Source organism: Spirillospora sp. NBC_01491, assembly GCF_036227065.1.
Classification (GTDB): Bacteria; Actinomycetota; Actinomycetes; order Streptosporangiales; family Streptosporangiaceae; genus Spirillospora; species Spirillospora xylanilytica.
Window position 1 is genome coordinate 3,227,751 of sequence record NZ_CP109432.1, and the last position, 21,363, is coordinate 3,249,113.

At 74.5% G+C, this 21,363-nt stretch carries 11 protein-coding genes; 7 read left to right on the forward strand and 4 right to left on the reverse strand.

Translation table 11 applies throughout. The annotated features are described in order from the left end of the window. The first annotated feature begins 420 nt into the window (after positions 1 to 420). From OHA34_RS14935 to OHA34_RS14950, 4 genes are all read left to right on the forward strand, one after another. Positions 421 to 1,704, forward strand: coding sequence for a hypothetical protein (locus tag OHA34_RS14935; RefSeq protein WP_329521965.1), 1,284 nt, complete (start codon positions 421 to 423; stop codon positions 1,702 to 1,704). A 338-nt stretch (positions 1,705 to 2,042) separates the two neighbouring features. Continuing rightward, entirely contained in the window at positions 2,043 to 4,703 is a 2,661-nt protein-coding gene (locus OHA34_RS14940) for a CHAT domain-containing protein (RefSeq protein ID WP_329521966.1), read from the forward strand. A 111-nt stretch (positions 4,704 to 4,814) separates the two neighbouring features. Continuing rightward, the gene (locus OHA34_RS14945; protein WP_329521967.1) at positions 4,815 to 6,227 is read left to right on the forward strand and encodes a hypothetical protein; all 1,413 of its coding nucleotides are present in this window, start codon (positions 4,815 to 4,817) and stop codon (positions 6,225 to 6,227) included. A gap of 130 nt (positions 6,228 to 6,357) precedes the next feature. Continuing rightward, entirely contained in the window at positions 6,358 to 10,803 is a 4,446-nt protein-coding gene (locus tag OHA34_RS14950; protein ID WP_329521968.1) for an Hsp70 family protein, read from the forward strand. An 84-nt stretch (positions 10,804 to 10,887) separates the two neighbouring features. Here OHA34_RS14950 and OHA34_RS14955 read toward each other — a convergent pair whose 3' ends face one another. The 3 genes from OHA34_RS14955 to gdhA all read right to left on the reverse strand — a co-directional run bounded on the left by OHA34_RS14955 (position 10,888) and on the right by gdhA (position 16,661). Further along, the gene (locus OHA34_RS14955) at positions 10,888 to 11,310 is read right to left on the reverse strand and encodes a hypothetical protein (protein ID WP_285941717.1); all 423 of its coding nucleotides are present in this window, start codon (positions 11,308 to 11,310) and stop codon (positions 10,888 to 10,890) included. 6 nt (positions 11,311 to 11,316) lie between these two features. Further along, positions 11,317 to 15,147 (reverse strand): DUF6531 domain-containing protein, encoded by a 3,831-nt coding sequence (locus tag OHA34_RS14960; RefSeq protein WP_329521969.1) that lies wholly within the window; start codon positions 15,145 to 15,147, stop codon positions 11,317 to 11,319. Between the two features lie 137 nt (positions 15,148 to 15,284). Then, the gene (gdhA, locus tag OHA34_RS14965; RefSeq protein WP_285941720.1) at positions 15,285 to 16,661 is read right to left on the reverse strand and encodes an NADP-specific glutamate dehydrogenase; all 1,377 of its coding nucleotides are present in this window, start codon (positions 16,659 to 16,661) and stop codon (positions 15,285 to 15,287) included. A gap of 277 nt (positions 16,662 to 16,938) precedes the next feature. On the opposite strand from gdhA, the gene OHA34_RS14970 reads away from it, so the two are divergent. The 3 genes from OHA34_RS14970 to OHA34_RS14980 are packed head-to-tail and all read left to right on the forward strand — an operon-like array spanning position 16,939 to position 20,447. Beyond that, positions 16,939 to 18,258 carry an MFS transporter gene (locus OHA34_RS14970; RefSeq protein WP_329521970.1) on the forward strand — a complete coding sequence of 440 codons (1,320 nt, stop codon included), beginning with the start codon at positions 16,939 to 16,941 and terminating at the stop codon, positions 18,256 to 18,258. 9 nt (positions 18,259 to 18,267) lie between these two features. After that, positions 18,268 to 18,927 (forward strand): response regulator transcription factor, encoded by a 660-nt coding sequence (locus OHA34_RS14975; RefSeq protein WP_285941724.1) that lies wholly within the window; start codon positions 18,268 to 18,270, stop codon positions 18,925 to 18,927. Continuing rightward, positions 18,924 to 20,447, forward strand: coding sequence for a sensor histidine kinase (locus tag OHA34_RS14980; protein ID WP_329521971.1), 1,524 nt, complete (start codon positions 18,924 to 18,926; stop codon positions 20,445 to 20,447). The genes OHA34_RS14975 and OHA34_RS14980 overlap by 4 nt, the downstream gene beginning before the upstream one ends. Here OHA34_RS14980 and OHA34_RS14985 read toward each other — a convergent pair. Next, a complete protein-coding gene (locus OHA34_RS14985) occupies positions 20,438 to 21,352 on the reverse strand; it encodes a TAXI family TRAP transporter solute-binding subunit (protein WP_329521972.1) in 915 nt (304 codons plus the stop codon). The genes OHA34_RS14980 and OHA34_RS14985 overlap by 10 nt on opposite strands. Positions 21,353 to 21,363: the final 11 nt, after the last annotated feature.

Consider the following 21,363-nt stretch of genomic DNA (forward strand, 5'->3'; position numbering starts at 1 on the left):
CGCCGCCCGGCGGCCCCGCCGCGCGAGCCGGCGCACCTCCCCGCCGCCACATCCGCGTACGGGACGGGCACGGCCACCCGCACTCCGTCGACAAGTACCGCCGTTTCCTCTTGTCTTCGGAAGAGGAAACGGGAAACACCGGAACCCGCCTTGTCCGTCCGGCCCGGGTGACGCAGTCTTACAGGCGGTGACCCCCGGCTGTTCGGATGGACTGTTACGGAGGCTCATGTGCGGCAACAGCCCATCCACTTCGGAGAAGAACTCCGGAGAAGGCGTCCGCACCACAAGCGGAAGTATGGGGTGAACAGGCGGGAGCATCTATGCAGAGAGGGAGTGAGACGGTGCCGGGCATTGGCCTTTGACGACGGGCCGTCGTCGTCGGGGGATGGGGGTGTGAGCGGGCGCGAGTAGGTTTCAGGGGTGGAAGCACAGCAGAGGTCGGGACGGTTCGGCGCGATCGCCTTCGCGGGGGTGGCGGGGGCGGTCGCGGGGGCCGCGGTCGCCGCGCGGCGGGGGCGGCGGGCGGCCGGCGCCTGGGCGGTCGCGGGCGGGGTGGCGCTGGGCGCGTCGGAGGCGGTGGCGCGGGCGCGGCAGCGGCCCGGTGAGATCCCGGCGCTGTGGCAGCGCATCGCCGTCAGCGGGGCGCTGGCGGCGCCGCTGGGGTGGGCGGCCGGGCGCCTCACGGGCGCCGGTCCCCTGCCGGTCGGGACGGCCGCGGGGGCGGTGGCGGGCGCGCTGGCGCTCCGTCCGCACAAGGTGGCGCTCGGTCCGGTGGTCGGTGCCGGGGTCGGCGGTGCGCTGGCGGCCCGGAAGGGGTCCCCGGCGGTCGCCGCGGCGGCCTCGGTGGTGTCGTTCCGGGTGCTGTCGGCGCTGCTGTTCCGGGACGCCCAGGTCAGTCTGCTGGCCGAGCGGGTCAGCGCCGACCGGCTCCCGTTCGTGGTGCCGCTGGAGGCGACGTCGCGGTACGTGGGCACCGGCTACGTCAAGGACCTCGCGGCGGTGCTCGGCGGCGTCTACACCGCCGCCGCCCCTGACGTCGGCATCGTCGCCTCGCTGGACGACCTGGCCGGGCCCGGGTTCGACCCGGCTGGCGTCGACCCGCTGGTGCGGGAGTTCTACGAGCACACGGCCCGGTTCACCCTCGACATCGTCCCCGAGTGGCGGTTGTGGGTGCGGCCCGGCTACCTGCTGTACCGGGCGCTCCTCGCGCGCCCGCTCGGCCAGGCCAACGTCCCGATGAACCAGCGGGAGGCCCAGCGCGGGGTCGACGGCCGCATCGACACCATCGTCCCCGACGCGGCGGGCACCCCGACCCTGCGCGGCTGGATCCGTTCGTACGCCGACGACGACGAACCCATCTACGTGGGGATCTACACCACCTACCGGCACGGCGGCCGGGGCTACGTCAGCGTGGGCTTCCCGCTGCCGCAGGCGAGCTTCACCGCGACGCTGCTGCCGCGCGCGCGTCCCGGCGGGGGGCTGGTCCTCACCAGCGAGAGCGGGCTCGACCAGCCGGGCCACTACCTGACCTACATCGACCCCGACACCCGCGACCTCACCACGCTGGGCGTGCACGGCTTCGCCGAGACCCTGGACGTCCACGTCGAGGACGGCGCGCTGCGCGCCGAGCACGCGTTCTCGGTCTTCGGGCTGCCCTTCCTCGTCCTGCACTACCGGATGACCCGCAAGCCACTGCCCGCGTAGCGGGCGGGAAGGCCGGGACGAGCGTTCGAGCCGAAGCCAGGAGACTCACGCGGTCGCCTCCTCGATATAACCGGGCGCGGTCGTCCTCGGCGAGACCGGCGCCTGACCGGACGGCCCGCCGCCGCTCCGTGACCGCCGATCGAAATCACGCAATGCGTCGCAATGCACATTCCCATTGGCGATCTTCTGGAAGCATCGCCTTCGCCCGGCCGATCCACCCATAAAGATCATCTGTCGGGTGATCTTTCCTTTCCAGTGGACAATCCGTTCACCTCGGACATATGCCAGAACCCCCGAATCTGATATGTCCATGACCGGGGCGAAGGGATCTTTTGGCAGTGATCGAACGCAGCGACCATGACACCGGCGGGCCCGCCTCCGCCCCGCGCCTGCTCGCGGCCGTCGCCCACGCTCGGGAGCTCTTCGGGCGGGGGGACGTGGCGGACGGCGACGACGCCTACCGGCGGGCCGTGGCACTCGCCGAGGGCGACCTCCGGCTCAGGCTGGAGCTGGCCGCCGACCACCTCGGGCACCTCATGCGGCTCGGCGCCCTCGGACCGGCTCTGGAACGGTGCGATGAGTACCTGGCCCGGATCGGACTCGGCCACCTCCCCCTCCGCGTCCTGCGGATGGAGATCCGCTTCGCCGCCGGAGGGCACGCCGGCGCCGCCGCCGAGGCCGCCGCGATCCGCACCGAGTTCCCGCCGGACGGACTCGGCCGCGACGGCAACGGCCGGATCCACCGGGTGCAGGGTCTGGCCGCCGCCGACCGGGGCGATCTCGACCTGGCCAGAGGCCATCTGGACAAGGCGCGCGCCCTGTTCTCCGGCGCCCGCGACCCGCGCGGCGTGGCCGTCATCGACCGCGACCTCCTGCTGCTCGACGTGCTGGACGGCAGGGACCCCGGTCCGGGCGGCGCGCTCCCCGCCGAGCCGCGGGCGGTGCAGGACCACCTTCTGCTCGTCCTCGCGCTCAGACGCCGGCTGGACTACGACGACGCCCTGCTCGCGGTGCTCCGGTGCACGATGCGCGCCGACCTCAGCCCGGTGCTGCGGTGGCCCGTCCTGCGCGAGCTGACCGTGCTGCTGGGCGCGGTGTGCCGGCCCGAGGCGGCCGAGCGGCTCCTCCCGCTGCTCCGGGAGGCCGCGGCCGAGTCGTCCGACCCGGCCGGGGCCGCCGCGGAACTGGCCGCCCTGCTCAGCGCCGGCAGGACCGACGGGCCGGTCTCCGCCCGGTGCGTCGCGCGGATCCGGCACGCGCGCCGGTTGATCGACGCGACCCGGCTCGACGAGGCCGAGCGCCTCCTGCTCGGCCTGCGCCCCCAGGTCCGCGCCGACCGCGAGGTCTCGCTGTGGCACCTGGCCGCCGGCGAGCTGGAGTTCGCCCGGAGCCGGTTCCCGCTCGGCCGGGCGCCGACCGTCGCGGGCCACCTCCAGGAGGCCGCCGGCCACCTTCACCAGGCCGCGGTCCACGCCCCGGCGAGCGGACCGGCCGAGGTCCGGGTCCGCGCCCTGCGGCTGCTCGGCCACACCTACACCCGGCTCGGCACGCCCGAGGCCGACGGCCGGGCGGTGGAGTGCTGGGCCGAGGCGCACCGGTTGGAGGAGCGCGCCGCCGGGCTCCAGCCCACGGGCGGCCTGCGCGCCGAGGTCCTGCAAGCCGTCCCGGACGAGCACGACGAGCGGCTGCGGGCCGCCGCGCGGACGGAGGAGACGCACGGCACCAAGGGGGTTCCGGCGGTCGTCGCCGCGATGGAGGCCGCGCGCGGCACGGCGGTCCTGGGCCGGATCCCCCTCGGCGGGGCGGGCCTCGTCCGCGACCTCCCGGGGCCGAGCGACCTGGGCGGCGCGTGGCGGTGGGCGAGGCGCCTCGCCGACTCCATGCCCCGCGACCAGCTCGCCTGGCTCGTCCACTCGGCGCCCGGCCACATCCACCACGCCTTCCTCGGGCGCGGGCTGCTCCAGCACACGAGCGTCCCGTGCGACAGGGGGGAGCTGACCAGGGCGATCGACCTGCTCGGCCGCTGCTGGAGCACCCCGTCCGCGCTGGAGGAGTGCATCGGGAACGGCCGGTTCGACGAACGCCTCGAACAGGTCGCCGAGCAGATCGGGCTGGACGTGGTGATCCCGCGGCTCCCGGCCGGCGTCCGGCGCATCGCCGTGGTCGCGGGGGGCGCGCTGTCGGACGTCCCGTTCGCGGCCATGACGGTGTCGGGAAGGGCGGAGCCGCTCGGGCTCCGGTTCGCGCTGTCCGACCTGCCGTGCCTGTCCGCCCGGCTCCCGCTCCATCTGCGGTCGCTCCAGGCGCGGGGCGACAGCCGGCTGCTGGTCCGGCCGGGCGGCGGCGGGCCCGGTCCAGCCACGATCGCCGCCGGCCGGGACGTGCTGGCCGGGGACGGGGCGACGCGGGAGGCGCTGCGGGAGGCCCTCGGGCTGGGCCGCCACCGCCAGGTGCGCATCGACGGGCACGACGGCCCCCAGGAGCACGGTGGCCATGAGGATCACGACGGGCTCGCCTCGGCGGACCCGGTGCTGGAGCTGGCGCCCCAGGGCTCCGAGGGCCACCTCCGTCCGGACGAGTTGCAGCGGATGGACCTGAACGGCTGCGGCACCCTCGTCCTCGGCGCCTGCGAGACGGGCATGGCCCGGCGCATCGGACGGGACGAGCGGCCGGGCTTCGTCCGGGCCGCGCTCAGCGCGGGCGCCGCGTCGGTGATCGCGGCCAGATGGGCGGCGCCCGGCGCCGTCACCGCGCCGCTGCTCGACCGCTTCGAGCGGTACGCGCGCTATCTGCCGCGCGACGTGGCGTTACAGCGGGCCCAGCGCGACGTCTACGAACGCGTGCTCGACGTCCCGGACGAGCCGCCCGCCTTGGAGCATCCGGCCCGCTGGGCCTGCTGGACGCTGTACGGTGATTCGGGCCGGCAGACCGACGCCGGCCCGGTGAGCCGCCGACTGCGCGCCCGCGCCATGAGGGGACGCGACGCGGACCGCCCCTGAAACCCGGCCGGCCCTCCGTGGCCGTTCCCGGCCGTCTATGCCGGTGTTCGGTGGCACGATTGGGCCCGGGGACCCTGGGAGCGGACCACTCCGCTCGATCACGATGTTTCCATGGGACATCGCGACCGAGGGGCCGGATCGGCCGAATACATCGCCATCCTCCTGCTCGTCGCCGCGATCTTCGCCGGGCTCAGCGGCCCCGTCTCCGGGAAGATCGCCCAAGCCTGCAACGACATGGTCTGCCGGCTTGTCGGCGGGCAATGCGAGCACCAGGGAACGTCCCCGCAGGGATCGGCCGCCGGGCCCGCGAATTCGCCCGGGCCCGCGAATGCACCCGGCTCGGAGAATTCACCCGGCCCCGCAAATTCACCCGGCACAGCAAGTTCGCCCGGCCCCGCGAATTCACCCGGCACCGCGAATTCACCCGGCACCGCGAATTCACCCGGCACCGCGAGTTCGCCTGGTCCGGCGAATTCGCCTGGCCCCGCGAGTTCGCCGATCCCCACGAAACCGCCGGTCGAGAAGCAGGTCTGCTCCCCGAACCCGGACGCGAAGACGTTCGAGCGGCTCAACGCGCACAACGACTACCAGAACAAGACGCCCCTCCAGAGCGCGCTCAGCAACGGGACGACGAGCGTCGAGGCGGACGTCCGGATGAACGACAAGGGCGAGCTGCGCCTCATGCACGACAAGGGCAGCGACGTCGGCACGCTCAAGGAGAAGTACTTCGATCCGCTGACCGCACTGGCCCACTACAACGGCGGCACCGTCTACCCGGGACGCAATGAGAAGTTCCAGGTGTTCGTCGAGGTCAAGGAAGGCGGACCGGCCGCCTATGACCGGATCGTCGAGCAGATGAAGGGCCTGCCCGACAATGTGGAGGTCGTGCTGCCGGTCAGCCTGGCGAACCCGGAGCAGATCCGTCACCCGCCGCCGGGTGTCATCTACTCCACCAGCTCCGAGAACTGCCAGGTCCCGGCCATCCTGGATCCCACCAACAAGGCGCCCAACAATGCGAGGAAGCCGGCCTACGACGAAGAGTACGCCCTGCATGTGAGAGTGCTGAACGACGACTTCAAAAAATGCGTGTCCAAGGACAACTGGTCGCTTTCCCAAGAGGAGCGGGACGCCTACGCCGCCTTTGTCCAGCGGGCCCATGACGCCCGCCTCAAGGTCCGCATCTGGGGCGGCCCGGACGGCGCCCTCCGGGCTGACAAGGTGGCCAGCTACAACCCCTTCGGCGGGGACAACGACTTCAACGGCCACTTCATCTGGTGCCCCCCGGGCGTCGACCAGTGCGTCCTGCCCAACCAGACGGCCTGGTGGGACCTCCAGCTCGCGGCGGGCGGCGACTACCTGGTCACCAACCACCTCGGCGCCGGGGCCGAATGGCTGAAGTACTGCGGGCCGCGACCGCGCACGGGCCCCGGCCCGACCTCGACATGGTCCCCGCCCTCCTCCCAGCCGGCCCCGACACAGCTTCCGAGCGCCGCCCCCGGACCGGCGCCGCCCAAGAACCCCTGATCGGGGCGAGGGCGCCGTCCCGGGCCCGGCCGGTGCGGCGGACGGTTCTCGCATCACGACCGGATCGCCCCCTTCCTGGCGATTACCATGGCCGGACAACGGGATCGACCGGTCGCTTGGAGGGCAGGGCATGCCGGTGCGGGGGTGGGGTTCGGATCGGCGGCTGCGCCGGCTGGAGGCGGCCTTCGCCGGGGATCCGCCGGCTGGGCGGCAGCTCGAGAAGGCGGCGCGCGACTACGTCCGCGCCCTGGAGCGGGCGCTCGGCCAGGACCCCGCGCTGGCGCTGCGGCTGTTCCGCGCGTACGACTCCCGCGTGCCCGGCCACGTCTACGCGGCGGAGCTTCCCGCCGGGCACGCCGAGCTGCTCGCGGGCCTGGCCGCGGGGACCGACGCCGACGCCCTGACCGTGACGTTCGAGCTGGCCACCAGGCTCGGCTCCGCCCCGCTCCAGCGCGCGGCCCGCGACCGGCTGGCCGACGTGCTGGGCGGCACCGGCGACGCCGACCGCCTGGTCGCGCAGCTCGACCGGTGGCGCGGGCTCGGCCTGCTCGACCGCGACACCGTCGCCCGGTCGCTGCGCGGGCACCTGCCGACGTCGCCGCTCGCCCGGGACGAGCAGCTGTGGACCGGGTTCCTGTCCCGGCTGCCCGGGTCCGCGCTGCCGGAGCTGTTCGAGGTGCACGCCTTCCTCGGGAACGGCACCGAGGCCGTACGGCTCGCCGACACCGCCGTCCGGCGCGAGGAGGCGATGCGCTGCTGCCTGCGGTCGCCGCGCCTCGACGACGTGCGGGCCGGCCTCGAGCTGGCGAGCCGGGAGGGCGCCGGCATCCTGGCCGACCTGGCCGGACGCGCGGCCGACCTGCACTTCGGCCGCGGCGAGTACGCCGAGGCGCTCCCCCACTACCGGGCCGCCGGGAGGCCCGACCGGCTGAGCGAGTGCCATGAGCGGCTCGGCCGGTTCGGCGACGCGCTGGCCGCCTGCCCCGACGACCGGCCGGACCGGCTGGAACGGCTGGCGGGGGCCTGCTGGCCCGAGGTCGACGCGCTGGTCGAACGGCAGGAGTACGCGGAGGCCGCGGTTCTCGCCGAGACCGTCGTCCGCCGCCTCGCCCTGATCACCGGCGCCACCGGGGCGCTCGCCGCGCGCCGCGCCGAGCTGACCGCCCGCCGCGCGGCGGTCGTCCAGGCGGGGCGCCGGCACTACGCGGCGCTGGCCGAGCCCGCGGGCCCGTCCGACGACGACGTGGGGCCGGCGGTCCACCTGGAGTGGAGCCGGTTCGAGGAGGGCGCCGGGGAGACGTCCGCCGCCGCCGAGCAGGCCGAGCACGGCGGCGACCTCTACCGGGCGCACGGGCTCTACCTCAAGGCCGGACGGCACGGTGACGCCGAACGGGTGCTCCGCGGCGACCCGGACGGCTGGGACGCCCGCGCGGGCGCCCGGGAGGCGGGCGGCGACCTCGTCGGGGCGGCCGAGCTGTACGCCGCGGCGGGCCGTCCGGAGGAGGCGGCCGGGCTGTACCTGCGGGCCGGGCGGCCCGCCGAGGCCGCCCGCAGCCTGATCGCCTGGCGCGGCGACGACGCGATCGAGGACCCGCGGCTGGCCGACTGCCTGCGCCGGTCCGGCGACACCGGGCGGCTCGCCGCGCTGTGCCTGGCGGCGGTCGAGCGGCACGGCCGCGACACCGCCGGGTTCGCCGAGCTGCGGCGGCTGCGCGACGAGGCGATGCTCCCCCCGGACCTGGAACCCGACGTGCGGCGCTGCCTGGAGGCGCTCGGCACGCGGGGCCGGGAGCCGTTCGAGGCGCGCGCCGCGGCCTGGACGGCCCAGGCGATACGGGACGTCGACCGCCGGTACGCGGGCATCTGGGCGCTCGACCTCGGCACCACCACCTGCGCGGTCTCCATCTACGACGGCGCGACGAAGGAGCCGGTGCTCTGCCCGTGGAAGGGGCACCCGTACTTCGCCTCCACCCTCACCCTCGACGAGGCGGGCAACGAGCGGGTCGGGATCGCCGGCGAGGAGGTCCTCGCGAGCTGGGTGAAGGGCCACATCAGCGCCGCCAAGCGCCGCATCGGCGGGCTGACCCGGTACCGCGTCCGCGGCCGGGTCTACCGCACCGAGGAGGTCGCCGCCCGGCTGATCGGGCACGCCCGGGGCATGGTGGAGGACTTCCTCGCCGAACGGGTGCTGGAGGCGGTGGCCGACCTGGCCCGCGCCGAGCTGGGCGAGGTCAGGGACGAGTGGCTGGGCCGGCTCGCGGAGGGGCACGACCTGCGGGTGGAGCGGCCCCGCGCGGTGCTGACCATTCCGGCGTTCTTCCGCAACAACCAGAAGCAGGCGACCCGCAACGCCTGCGCGATCGCCGGGGTGGAACTCGCCCGGCTGATCCACGAGCCGACCGCGGCCTGCATCACCGCCGCGCGGCAGCGCCGGCTGAGCGGCGAGGTGGTGGTCGTCGACCTCGGCGCCGGCACCCTCGACATCAGCGCCCTGTGGGTCGACGGCCGGATGTACGACGTGCACCAGGTGGGCGGCGACACCGGGTTCGGCGGCGCCGACTTCGACGCGATCATCGTCCGGGCGCTGGAGGAGCGGCTGGCGCGGACGGGCGTCACCGTGCCCGCGAAGGGCAGGGAGCGGCGCCGCTTCGAGATCGCCGCCGAGTACCTGAAGATCGGCCTCTCCGGGCAGCACGAGGTCGACTACCCGCTGCCGGGGTTCAACGGCGATCCGGGCTTCCGGCTGTCGCTGAGCAGGGACGAGCTGACCGGGATCCTCGCCGGGCCGCTGGACACGCTGCGCACGACCTGCCGGCGGCTCCGGGACTCGCTGGAGGAGCGGCCCGAGCATCTGGTGCTGGTCGGCGGCCCGATGCTCGCGCCGTACGTCCGGGAGGCGGTCGAGGAGGTGTTCGGGCTGCGCCGCACCGTGCTGTCCGATCCGCGCACCGCGGTGGCGCGCGGCGCCGCGACGCAGGCCGCGGTGCTCAGCGGCGCGCTGCGCGAGCAGGTGCTGATGGACGTCACACCGCTGGCGCTCGGCCTGCTGGTCGCGCCGTCCCCGGGCGCGGAGGAGTTCTCCCCGCTCATCGCGGCCAACACCCACATCCCGGCCGAGCGGCACGGCACCTACAGCACCACCCGGGACGACCAGGACGCGGTGCTCGTCCAGATCTACAACGGCGACCTGCGCCCCGAGTCCAAGATCGGGGAGTTCCGGCTCGGTGGCATCCCGCCCGCCCCGGCGGGCGAGCCCGAGATCGAGGTGACCTTCGCCATCGACCAGAGCTGCGTGCTGGAGGTGACGGCCCGTGACAGGAAGACCGGCAACCTCAGCTCGATCACGGTGAGCGACACGACGCTGCTGTCCCCCGGCGAGGTCAGCGAGATGGCGCTGCGGCACCGGCTGGAGCGGGAGCGGGAGACGCTGCGGACCGAGACCGCCGCGCTGCGCGAGCGGCTGGCGGGGCTCGCGGACGAGGCCGGGCACGCGGACGCCGAGGCGCTGCTGAAGGAGTTCCGCACGCGCCTGGCGGCGCACCGTCCGGGCGGCGTCCGGCAGGACCCGCGCACCGAGCGGGTGCTCACGGAGATCTACGGCCCGGCCGCCGCCGAGCTGGAGACCGAGCTGGCCTCGATGCGCGGCCCGCTCCTCGATCTGACCACCAAGGCCCGCGAATACCTCGGCACCCAGGGACCGGACCTGTCGGGCGACCTGGCGGAGGGACGGCTCCTGCTGGACCTGCTCGGGGCTCTGCTGGCCCGGCTCCGTCCGGCGCTGGCGCAGGTGACGCTGTGGAACGCGGTGCTCGGCCGGATCACCGCCGGGCAGGCCGACCCGCTGCGCAGGTTCCGGGGCCTCCACGCCACCGGCGACTACGCCCACGCCCTCGCGGCGCGGGCCGAACTGGGCGGGCCCTTGGACGATCCCGAGGACGTGCGCCGCGAGCTGCGGTGCCTCGCCGAGACCGGGGCGGCCGACGCGTACCGCCGCACGCTGATCGCGAACGCGGACCGGCTCGGTGCCGCCGTCCTGGACCCGGCCGGCCCCGGAGCGTTCCTCCGGCGCGTCCGCCCCGCGCTGGTGCGGACGGCGTCGGGCGGCGGCTTCCTGATCTCCGACCGCCTGGTCGTGACCGGACGCGACCCCGGCACCGAGGTCGAGACCTCGGCGGGACGGCGGCGCGTCGGGCACGTCTTCGCCCCGGAGTCGCCGCACCTCGGCGTGGTCCTGCTGCAACTGGCCGAACCCGTCCTGGCGGCGCCCCTGCGGCTGGGCCACGCGGGGCTGGTGCGCGTCGGCGACCCGGTGCACGCCGTCGGCGCCTCGGACGAGCTGCTGCTCTCGGGGGTGGTCGACTCCTTCGAGGCGTTCCCCGAGCAGGGCCTGCGCCTCTACCGGACGGGCCTGCCGGCGCCTCCGGACGGGGCGGGCGGCCCGCTGCTGAACGGGCTCGGCGAGGTCGTCGGCGTGCTGACCGGCGGCGCGCACACCGGCGGGGCGACGTTCGCGGTCACGGTCGACGACCTGGCCACGCTGCTGGCCGGCGCCGGCTTCGGCGCCACCGGCCCCTGACCTGCGACCTGCGCGGGCGCCACCGGTCCCTGATCGGCGACGTGCGGGGGCGCCACCGGCCTCTGACCGGCGTGCCCCACAGGTCTACCGCGCCTCGTCGACCCAGCGGCGGAGGAGGTCCTCGGTCACGCCGTAGACCTCCGCGGTCTGTGCGAGCGGCCGGACCCCTTCGACGACGTCGCGGACGGCCTTCGGCGCGAACCGGGCGTCCCAGCTCCGAAGGATCTCCTCGGTCCGCGGGCGGAACCGCGGGAACCGGCCGGCGAGGCCCGCGAAGGCCGCGCGCATCTCCTCCCGGGTGGGGAAGAGGAACCCGTTGTTGATCGCGAGGGCGGCCTGGACGCGGGCCGGGTCGTCCCCCCGCAGCCAGGACCGGCAGACCTCCATGAGCTCCGTCCCGTTGTCCTCGACCTTCCAGACGAGGGTGTCGCAGACCTCGGCGAGGTCCTCGTCGTCCATCCTCTCGAGCAGGCCGGACAGGACCGTCTCCATGGGTATCTTCGGCACCGGGCATCAGATCCTTCGGTATCTGCGGGTGATGTGGTTGTCGGTGGTCGAGAGCGGGCTCCCGTTCGTCAGGCGCTGGGTCCCGAAGCCGTGTTCGGGGATCATCGGTCCCTCGTGCTCCAGCCTGAAGCCCATGCCCTCGAGGTCGGCGGGCGGCTTGATGAACTTGTTCTTCGGGCTGCCGGTGACCGACAGCGTCCCACCCGGTTCGAGCACGCGCGCGGTCTCCGGGTTGACCGGGTTGTAACCGTAGGGGTTGACGGCGTGCACTTCGTTGAACGCGCCGTTCCTGAACGGAAGGTGGTTGGCGTCGCCGACGACGTCGACCCCCGGGCCCGGCGTCCTGTCCATGTTGACCGCGCCGGGCATGGGATTCTGCCCGGCGCCCATGTTGAGCTTGCAGGGCGCGAGTCCGAGCGGGTCGATGGCCTCCATCGGGTTGGACACGTACGCGTGCGGGTCGGTGCCTCCCCGGAGGCCGATCGGGTCGCCGCTCTGGTAGCGGGACGTCGCCGAGTCGTAGTAGCGGTGGTGGTTGTAGTCGAGACCGGTCTCCCGGTCGCGGTACTGCCCGGGGAACTGGAGCGGGCAGTCGGTGCCGGCGGGTTCCGTCCGGCCGCCCCACAGGTTCCGGCGCGGGTGCCATACGACCTGGCCCGAGGCGTCCACCATCTCGGCGGGCGTGCCGACCAGGTCCGCGACGATGGCGTAGAACCGCTCGTCGATCCCCTGGCCGGCGTCCGGGGCCCGTTCGAGCTGGGCGAGCGGGCGGATGCCGCCGGGCTCGTACTCCCAGACCGTGCTCGACCCGGTGTAGGCGCCCCGCTCGGGCGACCAGACGCGCTCGACCCGCTCCGCGAGGACGGGGCCGTCCCAGGCGAAGTCCACCTGTTCCAGCACGCCCTCGCCGTCCGGGGCGAGCCGCGTCTTGGCGATGCGGCGTCCGAGCGGGTCGTAGTGGTAGCGCCACTGCCGGCCGTCGGGGGTCTCGACGCCGGTGAGGCGGTCTTCGGCGCTCCAGCGGTACCGCCACGTGTCGGGCTTGGAGGACAGGCGGGGCCGCTGGCGCAGCAGGACGCGTCCGGCGGCGTCGTGCTCGTAGCGCACCGAACCCGCGCGCCTCAGCATCGTCCCGGTGTACTCGCGGTCCCCCTGCGCCTCGGGGTCGGCGGTGGGCCCGGCGGCCTGGGCGATGTTCCCCGCGGTGTCGTAGGCGTACCGCTCGGTCCAGCCCTGGGCGTGGACGGCGGTGACGCGTCCGACGCCGTCGAACTCCAACGTCCGGTCGCCGCCGAGCCGGTCGCCGATCGCCGCGACGGCGCCGTCCGCCCGGTAGGCGTAGCCCCGGTGCTGGAGCAGCCGGGCCCGGCGCTCGGACGGGGCGGGCGCGCCCCAGACGGTCTGCGAGGTCAGCCGGTGCGCGGCGTCCCAGACCTGGCTGAGGACGGCGCCGGCGCCGATCCGGCGCTGCACCTCGCGGCCCGCCGCGTCGTGCTCGAAGTGGATGGACTGCCCGCCGGCCGCGAGGGAGCGCGGCAGCCCGACGGCGTCGTACTCCCACCTGCTCTCCGAGCCCGTGGGCGTGCGCCGGCGCACCCGCCGCCCGCGGGCGTCGTAGGACGACAGGAGCGGGCGCCCGTTGCAGTGCTCGGCGGTCACCCGGCCGAGCGCGTCGCGTTCGAACCGCAGTTCCGCGTGCGCGTTGGCCGCGCTCTCCAGCCAACCGTTCGCGGTGTAGGAGAAGCTGGTGACGCCGTCGTCCGACCGCTTCTCCACGACCAGGCCGCGCGCGTCGCGGGTGAACGCGATGGTCTGGCCGAGGCCGTTCGTGCGGGACGCCAGCCGGCCGGTCCCGTCGTAGGCGTACTCCAGGACCCGGCCGTTGAAGTCGCTCTCGCGGACGAGGTTGCCCGCGGCGTCGTACTCGTAGCGCCAGACCAGGCCCTGGGGGTTGGTGACGGCGGTCAGGCGCAGCGCGCTGTCGTGGGTGAACTCCAGGCGCGCCCCGTCCGCCCCGATCTGGGCGACCGGGAGGTCGAACGCGCCGTACTCGGTGCGGACGACCCGGCCGAGGGCGTCGACGTACTCGGTCCGGTTGCCCTCGGGGTCGTGGCTCCAGCGTTCGGTCGTGCCGTCGGGGAGGGTCCGCCAGGCGAGCCGTCCTTCGGGGGTCCGCCCGTAGCGGAAGGTCCCGCCGACCGGGTCGACGAGGCCGGTCAGCCTGCCCGCCGCGTCATAGGAGTACCGGGTGACCCCGCCGAGCGGATCGATGGTCGCGGTGTGCAGCCCGGCGGGGTCGGTCTCGACGCGGGTCACGTTGCCCAGCGGGTCGGTGATCGAGGTGAGCCGGCCGCGCTCGTCGCGGGCGTAGCGCTGCACCGAGCCCGCCGGGTCGGTCGCCTCGACCAGGTTCCCGGCGGCGTCGAAGGACTGCCGCCACACGGCCCCGCCGACGTCGGTGATCTCGATCGGACGGTGCGAGGCGTCGTACACGGCGGTGGCGCGCGTGCCGTCGGGGTGGGCGACCGCGGTGAGGTCGCCGTGCTCGTCGTAGGTGTAGCGGGTGGTGCGGCCGAGGGCGTCGGTGCGGGCGAGCGGGCGGTCGTGCCGGTCCCATTCGGTGCGGGTCGTCGCGCCGAGCGGGTCGGTCTCGGACACGACCTGGAAGAGCTCGTTGTACCGGTAGGTGGTGGCGTGGCCGAGCGCGTCGGTGACGACCGTGGTGCGGTTCCCGGGGTCGTGGGACAGGGTGGCGCTGAGGTAGCCGTCCTTGCCGGTGGCGCGGACGGCCCGCCCCTCGCCGTCGTACTCGTAGCGGTACCAGAACCCGTTCCGGTCGACCCAGCCGGTCAGGCGGCCCTCGTCGTCGTAGGTGAACCGCAGCGGCCGGCCGGAGGAGTCGGTCACCTCGGCCAGGTGGCCGCGCTCGTCGTACCCGTAGCGGACGAGGGTGACACCGCCCGGCGGGTCGTCCGCCTCCCCGGTGAGCAGCCGCAGCGCGGTGATCCGGCGTTCTGCGGGCCCGCCGGATCCGCCGGGCGGGCCCGCTGAATCCGGGCCCGCCGGGTGTCGCGCGGCCGGGTCCAGGGCCGCGCTGTCGACCGCGATGCGGTACCCGCCTGAGTGCCGGACCTCGACCAGGACCTGGTCCTCGTACAGCAGCTCGACGCGGTCGCCGTTCCGGTCGCTGATCGCGACCAGCGGCAGCCGTGACCAGCCGTGCTCCTCTCCGGGAGCGGGGAAGTGCAGGGTGCGGCCCGAGTGCGGGTCGGTGAGCTCGTACCCGCCGCCGGACGTCAGGACGAGCGGGCGCTGCGGCCCCTCGACCGGGCGGAACTCGATGTTGGGCAGCACCGCCTGCGGATACTTCAGCACCGTGGCGTCGTCCGGCAGGACATGGACCCCTTCGGAGTCCGGCTCCAGGTGCTGGTCCAGCGTCGATGCCCACGACGTGCCGAACAGCCGGCCGGCGCGGTAGGTGGAGATGTGGGTGCGCTGTAACAGCAGCGGGAGCGCTCCCGGTAACTCCACGTCGGTCTGGGTCAGCAGCACCTCGCCGGTGACGACGTCGATCGGGTCGTCGGTCGTGGACTTGGTGTCGTTCGGCCTGGCGCCCGCGCGGTCGTTCCCGCTGCGCCGCGGCGGGGGGTTCTCGCCGCGCCGGCCCGGGGTCCGGGGTGACCCGCCGTGCCCGCCGTCGCGCGAACGGCCCGGAGGCGACCGGAACGCCTCCCCCGCGGCCCGGCCGAACACTCCCCCGGCCGCTCCGTGCCCGCCCCGGCCTCGTCCGCCCCGGCCGCCGCCCGCGCCCCGGCCGCCACCTCCGCGTCTACCCAAGACGGGCTCCGGGCGTCTGGTCGATCGAAGGTCCGGTGCTCATCACTGGCTCTCCTCGGAAGCGGCGGGCGCCGAAATTTCCCGGGAGTATAACGACGCCGGACCGCTCAGCGGATACGCGCCACGTGGGGGGGGGACTACACCAGGCCCTGGGCGAGCATCGCGCCGGCGACCCGCTCGAAACCGGCGATGTTGGCGCCGATGACGTAGTCGCCGGGGGCGCCGTAGCGTTCGGCGGTCTCGTAGCAGGTGTCGTGGATGTCGCGCATGATCTGCGCCAGTTCCGTCTCGACCTGGTCGAACGACCAGGACTCGCGGCCCGCGTTCTGCCGCATCTCCAGCGCGCTGACCGCGACACCGCCGGCGTTGGCGGCCTTGCCGGGGCCGAACGCGACGCCCGCGTCCTGGAAGACCCGGACCGCGTCGTGCGTGGTCGGCATGTTCGCGCCCTCGGAGACCGCCTTGACGCCGTTGCGGACCAGGATCAGCGCGGCGTCGACGTCCAGCTCGTTCTGCGTGGCGGACGGGAGGGCGATGTCGGCGGGAACGTCCCACACGCTGCCGCCCTGCACGTACCGGGCCGAGGCGCCGCGCAGGTCGGCGTAGTCGGCGACACGTCCCCGCTGGCCCTCCTTGACCCGCTTGAGCAGGTCGAGGTCGATGCCCTTCTCGTCGACCACGTAGCCGTCGGAGTCGGACACGGTGATCACGTTCGCGCCGAACGCCTGCGCCTTCTCGGCCGTGTAGATCGCGACGTTGCCGGAGCCGGAGACGACGACCTGCTGCCCGTCCAGGTCCTCGCCGCGGCGCCGGAGCATCTCGGCGGTGAACAGCACGTTGCCGTAGCCGGTGGCCTCGGTGCGGCCCGCCGAACCGCCCCATTCCTGGCCCTTGCCGGTGAGGAAGCCCGCCTCCCAGCGGTTGGTGACCCGCCGGTACTGGCCGAACATGTAGCCGATCTCGCGGGTGCCGACGCCGATGTCGCCGGCCGGCACGTCGGTGTGCTCGCCCACGTGGCGGTACAGCTCGGTCATGAACGACTGGCAGAAGCGCATCACCTCGTCGTCGGAGCGCCCGCGCGGGTCGAAGTCGCTGCCGCCCTTGCCGCCGCCGATGCCGAGACCGGTCAGCGCGTTCTTGAAGATCTGCTCGAAGCCGAGGAACTTCACGATGCCGAGGTTGACGGTGGGGTGGAAGCGCAGGCCGCCCTTGTACGGGCCGAGTGCGCTGTTGAACTCGACCCGGAAGCCGCGGTTGACGTGGATCTCGCCGGAGTCGTCCTGCCAGGGCACCCGGAAGATGATCTGGCGCTCGGGCTCGGTGACCCGCTCCACCAGCTTGGCGGCGGCGACCTCGGGGCGTTCGTCCAGCACCGGCGCGAGGGACTCCAGCACCTCGGCGACGGCCTGGTGGAACTCGGGCTCGCCGGGGTCGCGGCGCAGCACCCGGTTGTAGGACTCCTCCAGTGCCGACAGCGTCGGAGGGGCGGCGGGCAGCCGAGGGGACAGGGGCATGGTGCGTTCCTTTCGCCAGACAACGATCTTGTACGTACCCGGCGATGGGAGGCGTTCAATCCCCGCGGGCCGTCCACCTCGCCGGCCTGATGACGTCTGTCGCCAGAGTGACCGGTAACGGAGTATAGAAGCGGCCCGGAATCGCCGAACGGCCAGGTCACCGGCAGGGCGCGGGGGGCCCAATGTTAAGGGCGGATTAGATATCGGCCGCCGCCCTTCGCCCCGGCGGCCGTCCGGGGGACGCTCGCCTTCCACGGCTCCTCGCGGGAGGTCCTCGATGACGGCACGATCCGGGTCCGGGCGCACGCCTTGGAAGGCGGTGCTCGGCGGTTCGGTGGGCAATCTGGTCGAGTGGTACGACTGGTTCGTCTACGCCAGTTTCGCCACCTACTTCGCCGCCGCGTTCTTCCCCAAGGGGAACGCGACGGCGCAACTGCTCAACACCGCCGGGATCTTCGCGGTGGGGTTCTTCATGCGGCCGATCGGCGGGTGGCTGCTCGGCCGGTTCGCCGACCGGCGCGGGCGCAAGGCGGCGCTCACCCTGACGGTGTCGCTGATGTCGGGCAGCGCGCTGCTGATCGCGGTCGCCCCGACCTACGACTCCGTCGGCTACTTCGGCGCGGTGGTGCTGCTGGTCGCGCGGCTGATGCAGGGGCTCTCGGTGGGCGGCGAGTACGCGGCCAGCGCCACCTACCTGACCGAGGCGACGCCGCCGGGCAGGCGCGGGTTCGCCTCCAGCTTCCAGTACGTGTCGATGACGGCCGGGCAGCTCATCGGCCTGGGTCTCCAGATCGTCCTCCAGCGGACCCTGTCGGACGCGGCGCTGCACTCCTACGGATGGCGGATCCCGTTCGTCATCGGCGCGCTGGGCGCCGCGGTCGTGCTGTACCTGCGGCGCAGCCTGCTGGAGACGGCGGCCTACGACCAGGACGCCCCCGAGCATTCCGGCGAGCGCGGGACGATCCGCGCGCTGCGCCGGCACCGCAGGGAGTTCCTGCTGGTCATCGCACTCACCATGGGCGGGACGCTGGCCTACTACACCTTCACCACCTACCTGACCAAGTACCTGTCCAACACCGCCGGGCTGCCCAAGCCCACCGCGGCGCTGGTGAGCTTCTGCGTGCTGCTGGTGTTCATGCTGCTCCAGCCCGCGGCGGGCGCCCTGTCGGACCGGGTCGGCCGCCGCCCGCTGCTGATCGCGTTCGGCGTCGGGGCGACGGTCGGCACCGTGCCGCTGATGACGGCGCTGGCGCACGCGGGCGGCTTCTGGCCGGCGTTCGGGCTGTCGCTGATCGGGCTGGTCGTCGTGACCGGGTACACCTCGATCAACGCGGTGGTGAAGGTGGAGCTGTTCCCCACCCACGTGCGGGCGCTGGGCGTCGCGCTGCCGTACGCGATCGCGAACGCGCTGTTCGGCGGCACCGCCGAGTACGTCGCGCTGTGGTTCAAGAAGGCCGGGATCGAGACGGGCTTCTACTGGTACGTCGCGGGCTGCGCCGCGGTTTCGCTGGTGGTGTACGCGCTGATGCGCGAGACCCGCGACGCCGCGCTGACCCGTGGCGAGGACGCCCCTGACGCCGTGCCGGTACGAGCTTAGGCTGGACGCATGCGCGTTCTCGTGGTCGAAGACGACGACCGGTTCGCGGACGCCCTCGTCACCACCCTCACCAGGCACCGCCATCAGGTCGCGCGGGCGGGACGGGCCGACGACGCGATCCGGCTGGCCGCCGGCGCCGACATCGTGCTGCTCGATCTCGGGCTGCCCGACATGGACGGGATGCGGGCGCTGGCCGAGATCCGGCGGGTGTCGTTCGTCCCGCTGATCGTGGTGACGGCGCGCGGCGACGAGCGCGCCGTCCTGAGCGGCCTGCGTTCCGGCGCCGACGACTACCTGGTCAAGCCGTTCCGCACCGACGTGCTGATGGCGCGGATGGACGCGGTGATGCGGCGCGGGCACCGGCCGCTGCCGAGCCGCGACCGGGTGGTGACGGTCGGCGATGTCCGCGTCGACGTGGCCGGGCGGCGGGTCACCGTGGCGGGCGAGCCGGTCGCGCTGACCGGCCGGGAGTTCGACGTGCTCGCGCTGCTGGCCGGGGAGCCGGGCGTGGTGTGCACCCGGGAGAAGATCCTCGACACGGTGTGGGGCGACACGATGCCGTCGACGTCGTGCTCGCTGACCGTCCACGTGGCGAATCTACGCGCCAAGACCGGGCGGCCCGGCCTGGTCGAGACCCTGCGCGGCACGGGCTACCGGCTGGGCCGGTGAGGTCGCGCCTGGTCGCGACGTTCGCGGTGCTGATGATGCTGGTGATCGCAGCGCTGGCCGTCCCGCTGGCGCGGGCGTACTCCTCGCACCGGACCGGGCGGCTACTGCTCGACCGGCGGGCCGACGCGACCCGGTTCGCCGAGCTGGCCGACCAGGCGGCGCGGGAGGGCGACCGGGCGACGCTGAACGGTGAGATCGCCCGCTACGCGGGCCTGTACGGCGCGGCGGTGCGGATCCGCGACCGCGACGGCGCCGTGGTCGCCGAGGCGGGGGCGATGCGCGGCCCCGACCGGGCCGCGACGCTGCTGGCGCTGTCGGGCCGGACGACCGAGGACCTGCCGGCGGTCACCCCGTTCGGGCCGCGCACGGTGCTGGTCGCCGAGCCCGCCGGACGCGACGCGCAGGTGTCGGGCGCGGTGCTGGTGCGGGCGCCGACCGGGCGGGCCCGCCGCGACGTCGCGGTCGTGTGGGGCGTCCTCGCGCTGGGCGCGCTGGTGACGCTCGGCTGCGCGGTGCTGGCCGCGCGGGGGCTCGCCCGGTGGATCCTGCGTCCGGTCACCGAGCTCGACCTGCTGACGCGGGCGCTGGCCGAGGGGCGCCGCGACGTGCGGGCCGTGCCCGGCACCGGCCCCGGCGAGCTGCGCCGGCTGGAGGAGCGGTTCAACGCGATGGCGGACGCGGTGTCCGGCTCGTTCGAGCGGCAGCAGATGTTCGTGAACGCCGCCTCGCACGAGCTGCGCACGCCGCTCAGCACGGTGATGATCCAGGTGGAGAACCGCCGGCACGAGGAGGCGCTGGACGAGCTGGACCGGCTCGTCACGCTGGTGGACGGCCTGCTGGAACTGGCCCGGGTGGAGCACGCCCCGGTCGTCGAGGACGTCGACGTGGCGGCCGAGCTGCGCGCGCGGCTGGCGGGCTGGCGCGAGCCGTTCGAGGCCATGGGCCTGGTGCTCGCCGTGGAGCTGCCCGGGACGCTGCGGGCACGGGCGGTGCCGGGCGCCGTCGCGCGGATCGCCGACATCGCGCTGGAGAACGCCGCGAAGTTCGTCCCCCCGGGCCGGACGGTCTCCGTCGGCTGGACCGGAGCGGAGCGAGGACCACCCGACGACCCGACGGGGGGCCGGGGGTCGCCCCCCGGAAAACCCGCCGGCAGGACCGGAGCGGAACGAGGACCACCCGACGACCCGACGGGGGGCCGGGGGTCGCCCCCCGGAAAACCCGCCGGCAGGACCGGAGCGGAACGAGGACCACCCGACAGCCCGACGGGGATCCGGGGGTCGCCCCCCGCTGGGGAAGTGGTGCTGCGGATCGCCGACGACGGGCCGGGGCTGCCGGCGGGCGACGCCGCGAAGGCGTCCGGCCGGTTCTGGCGGTCGGGGGCGCACACCAACGTCCCGGGCAGCGGGCTCGGCCTGGCCATCGCCGCCGAGCTGGCGCGCGCCTGCGGCGGCACGCTCACCGTCCGCGCGAATGAGCCGCGCGGCCTCGTCGTGGAGCTGCGGCTCGCGGATCAGCCGTAGACCGACCGGTAGTAGCGGACGGCGCCGGGATGCAGCGGCACCCCGCCCGTGCTCACCGCGTAGCGGCGGTCGAGCCGCGCGCCGGGGGCGTCGGGCGCCTGGAGCCGGTCGCGGCTGGCGAACAGCACCGCCGTCACGGTCTGGGCGACGCGGCCGGGCAGGCTGCCGCGGCACACGAGGTAGCTGGCCGTTCCCACGGTGGGCACGGGCACCGGCGTGCCGTACATGCCGGCCGACACCGTGACGGTGTCGTACATCGGCCCGTGCGCCCGGCGCAGGCTCCGCACCAGGCCGCCGAGCGGGATGAGGCGGATCGGCGTCGCGCGGCCGAGCGCCACCAGCGCGGGGGTGGGCACGCCGCCGGACCAGAAGAAGGCCGCGATCCGGCGGGCGCGCAGGTCCGTGGCGGACGCTTCCAGCCCGAGCCGGACGGGCCGGACGGGCCGGGCCAGGTGGGCCGCCGCCAGGATCCGCTCCGCCGTAACCGCGGTGCCCGAACCGTCCGCACCGATCGACACCGCGCGGCCCGCGAGGTCGCCGGGGGCCCGCACCGGGGAGTCCGCGGGGACGACGAGGTGCACGTAGTTCATGTACATGCGGGCCAGCGCGGCGACGGGCCGGTGCCGGACCCGCACCGCGTCCTCGGCGCTGTCGGCCAGCGCGAAGCCGAGGTCAGCGCGGCCCGCGGCGAGCAGCCCGAGGTTCTCCACGCTGGCGGCGGTCTTGAACACCCGGACCGGGCCGCCGCGGCGCCGCAGCTCGGCGGCGAGACGGTCGCCGAGCACGCCGTAGGGCCCGCCGATCGGGCCGGTGGCGAGCCGCAGCGCGGGGAGCCGCTCGCCGTCGGCCGAGCAGCCGGCCGCGGCGGCGGTGAGCGAGAGGAGAGCACGACGGCTCAGGGGCACGGGGGCAGGAT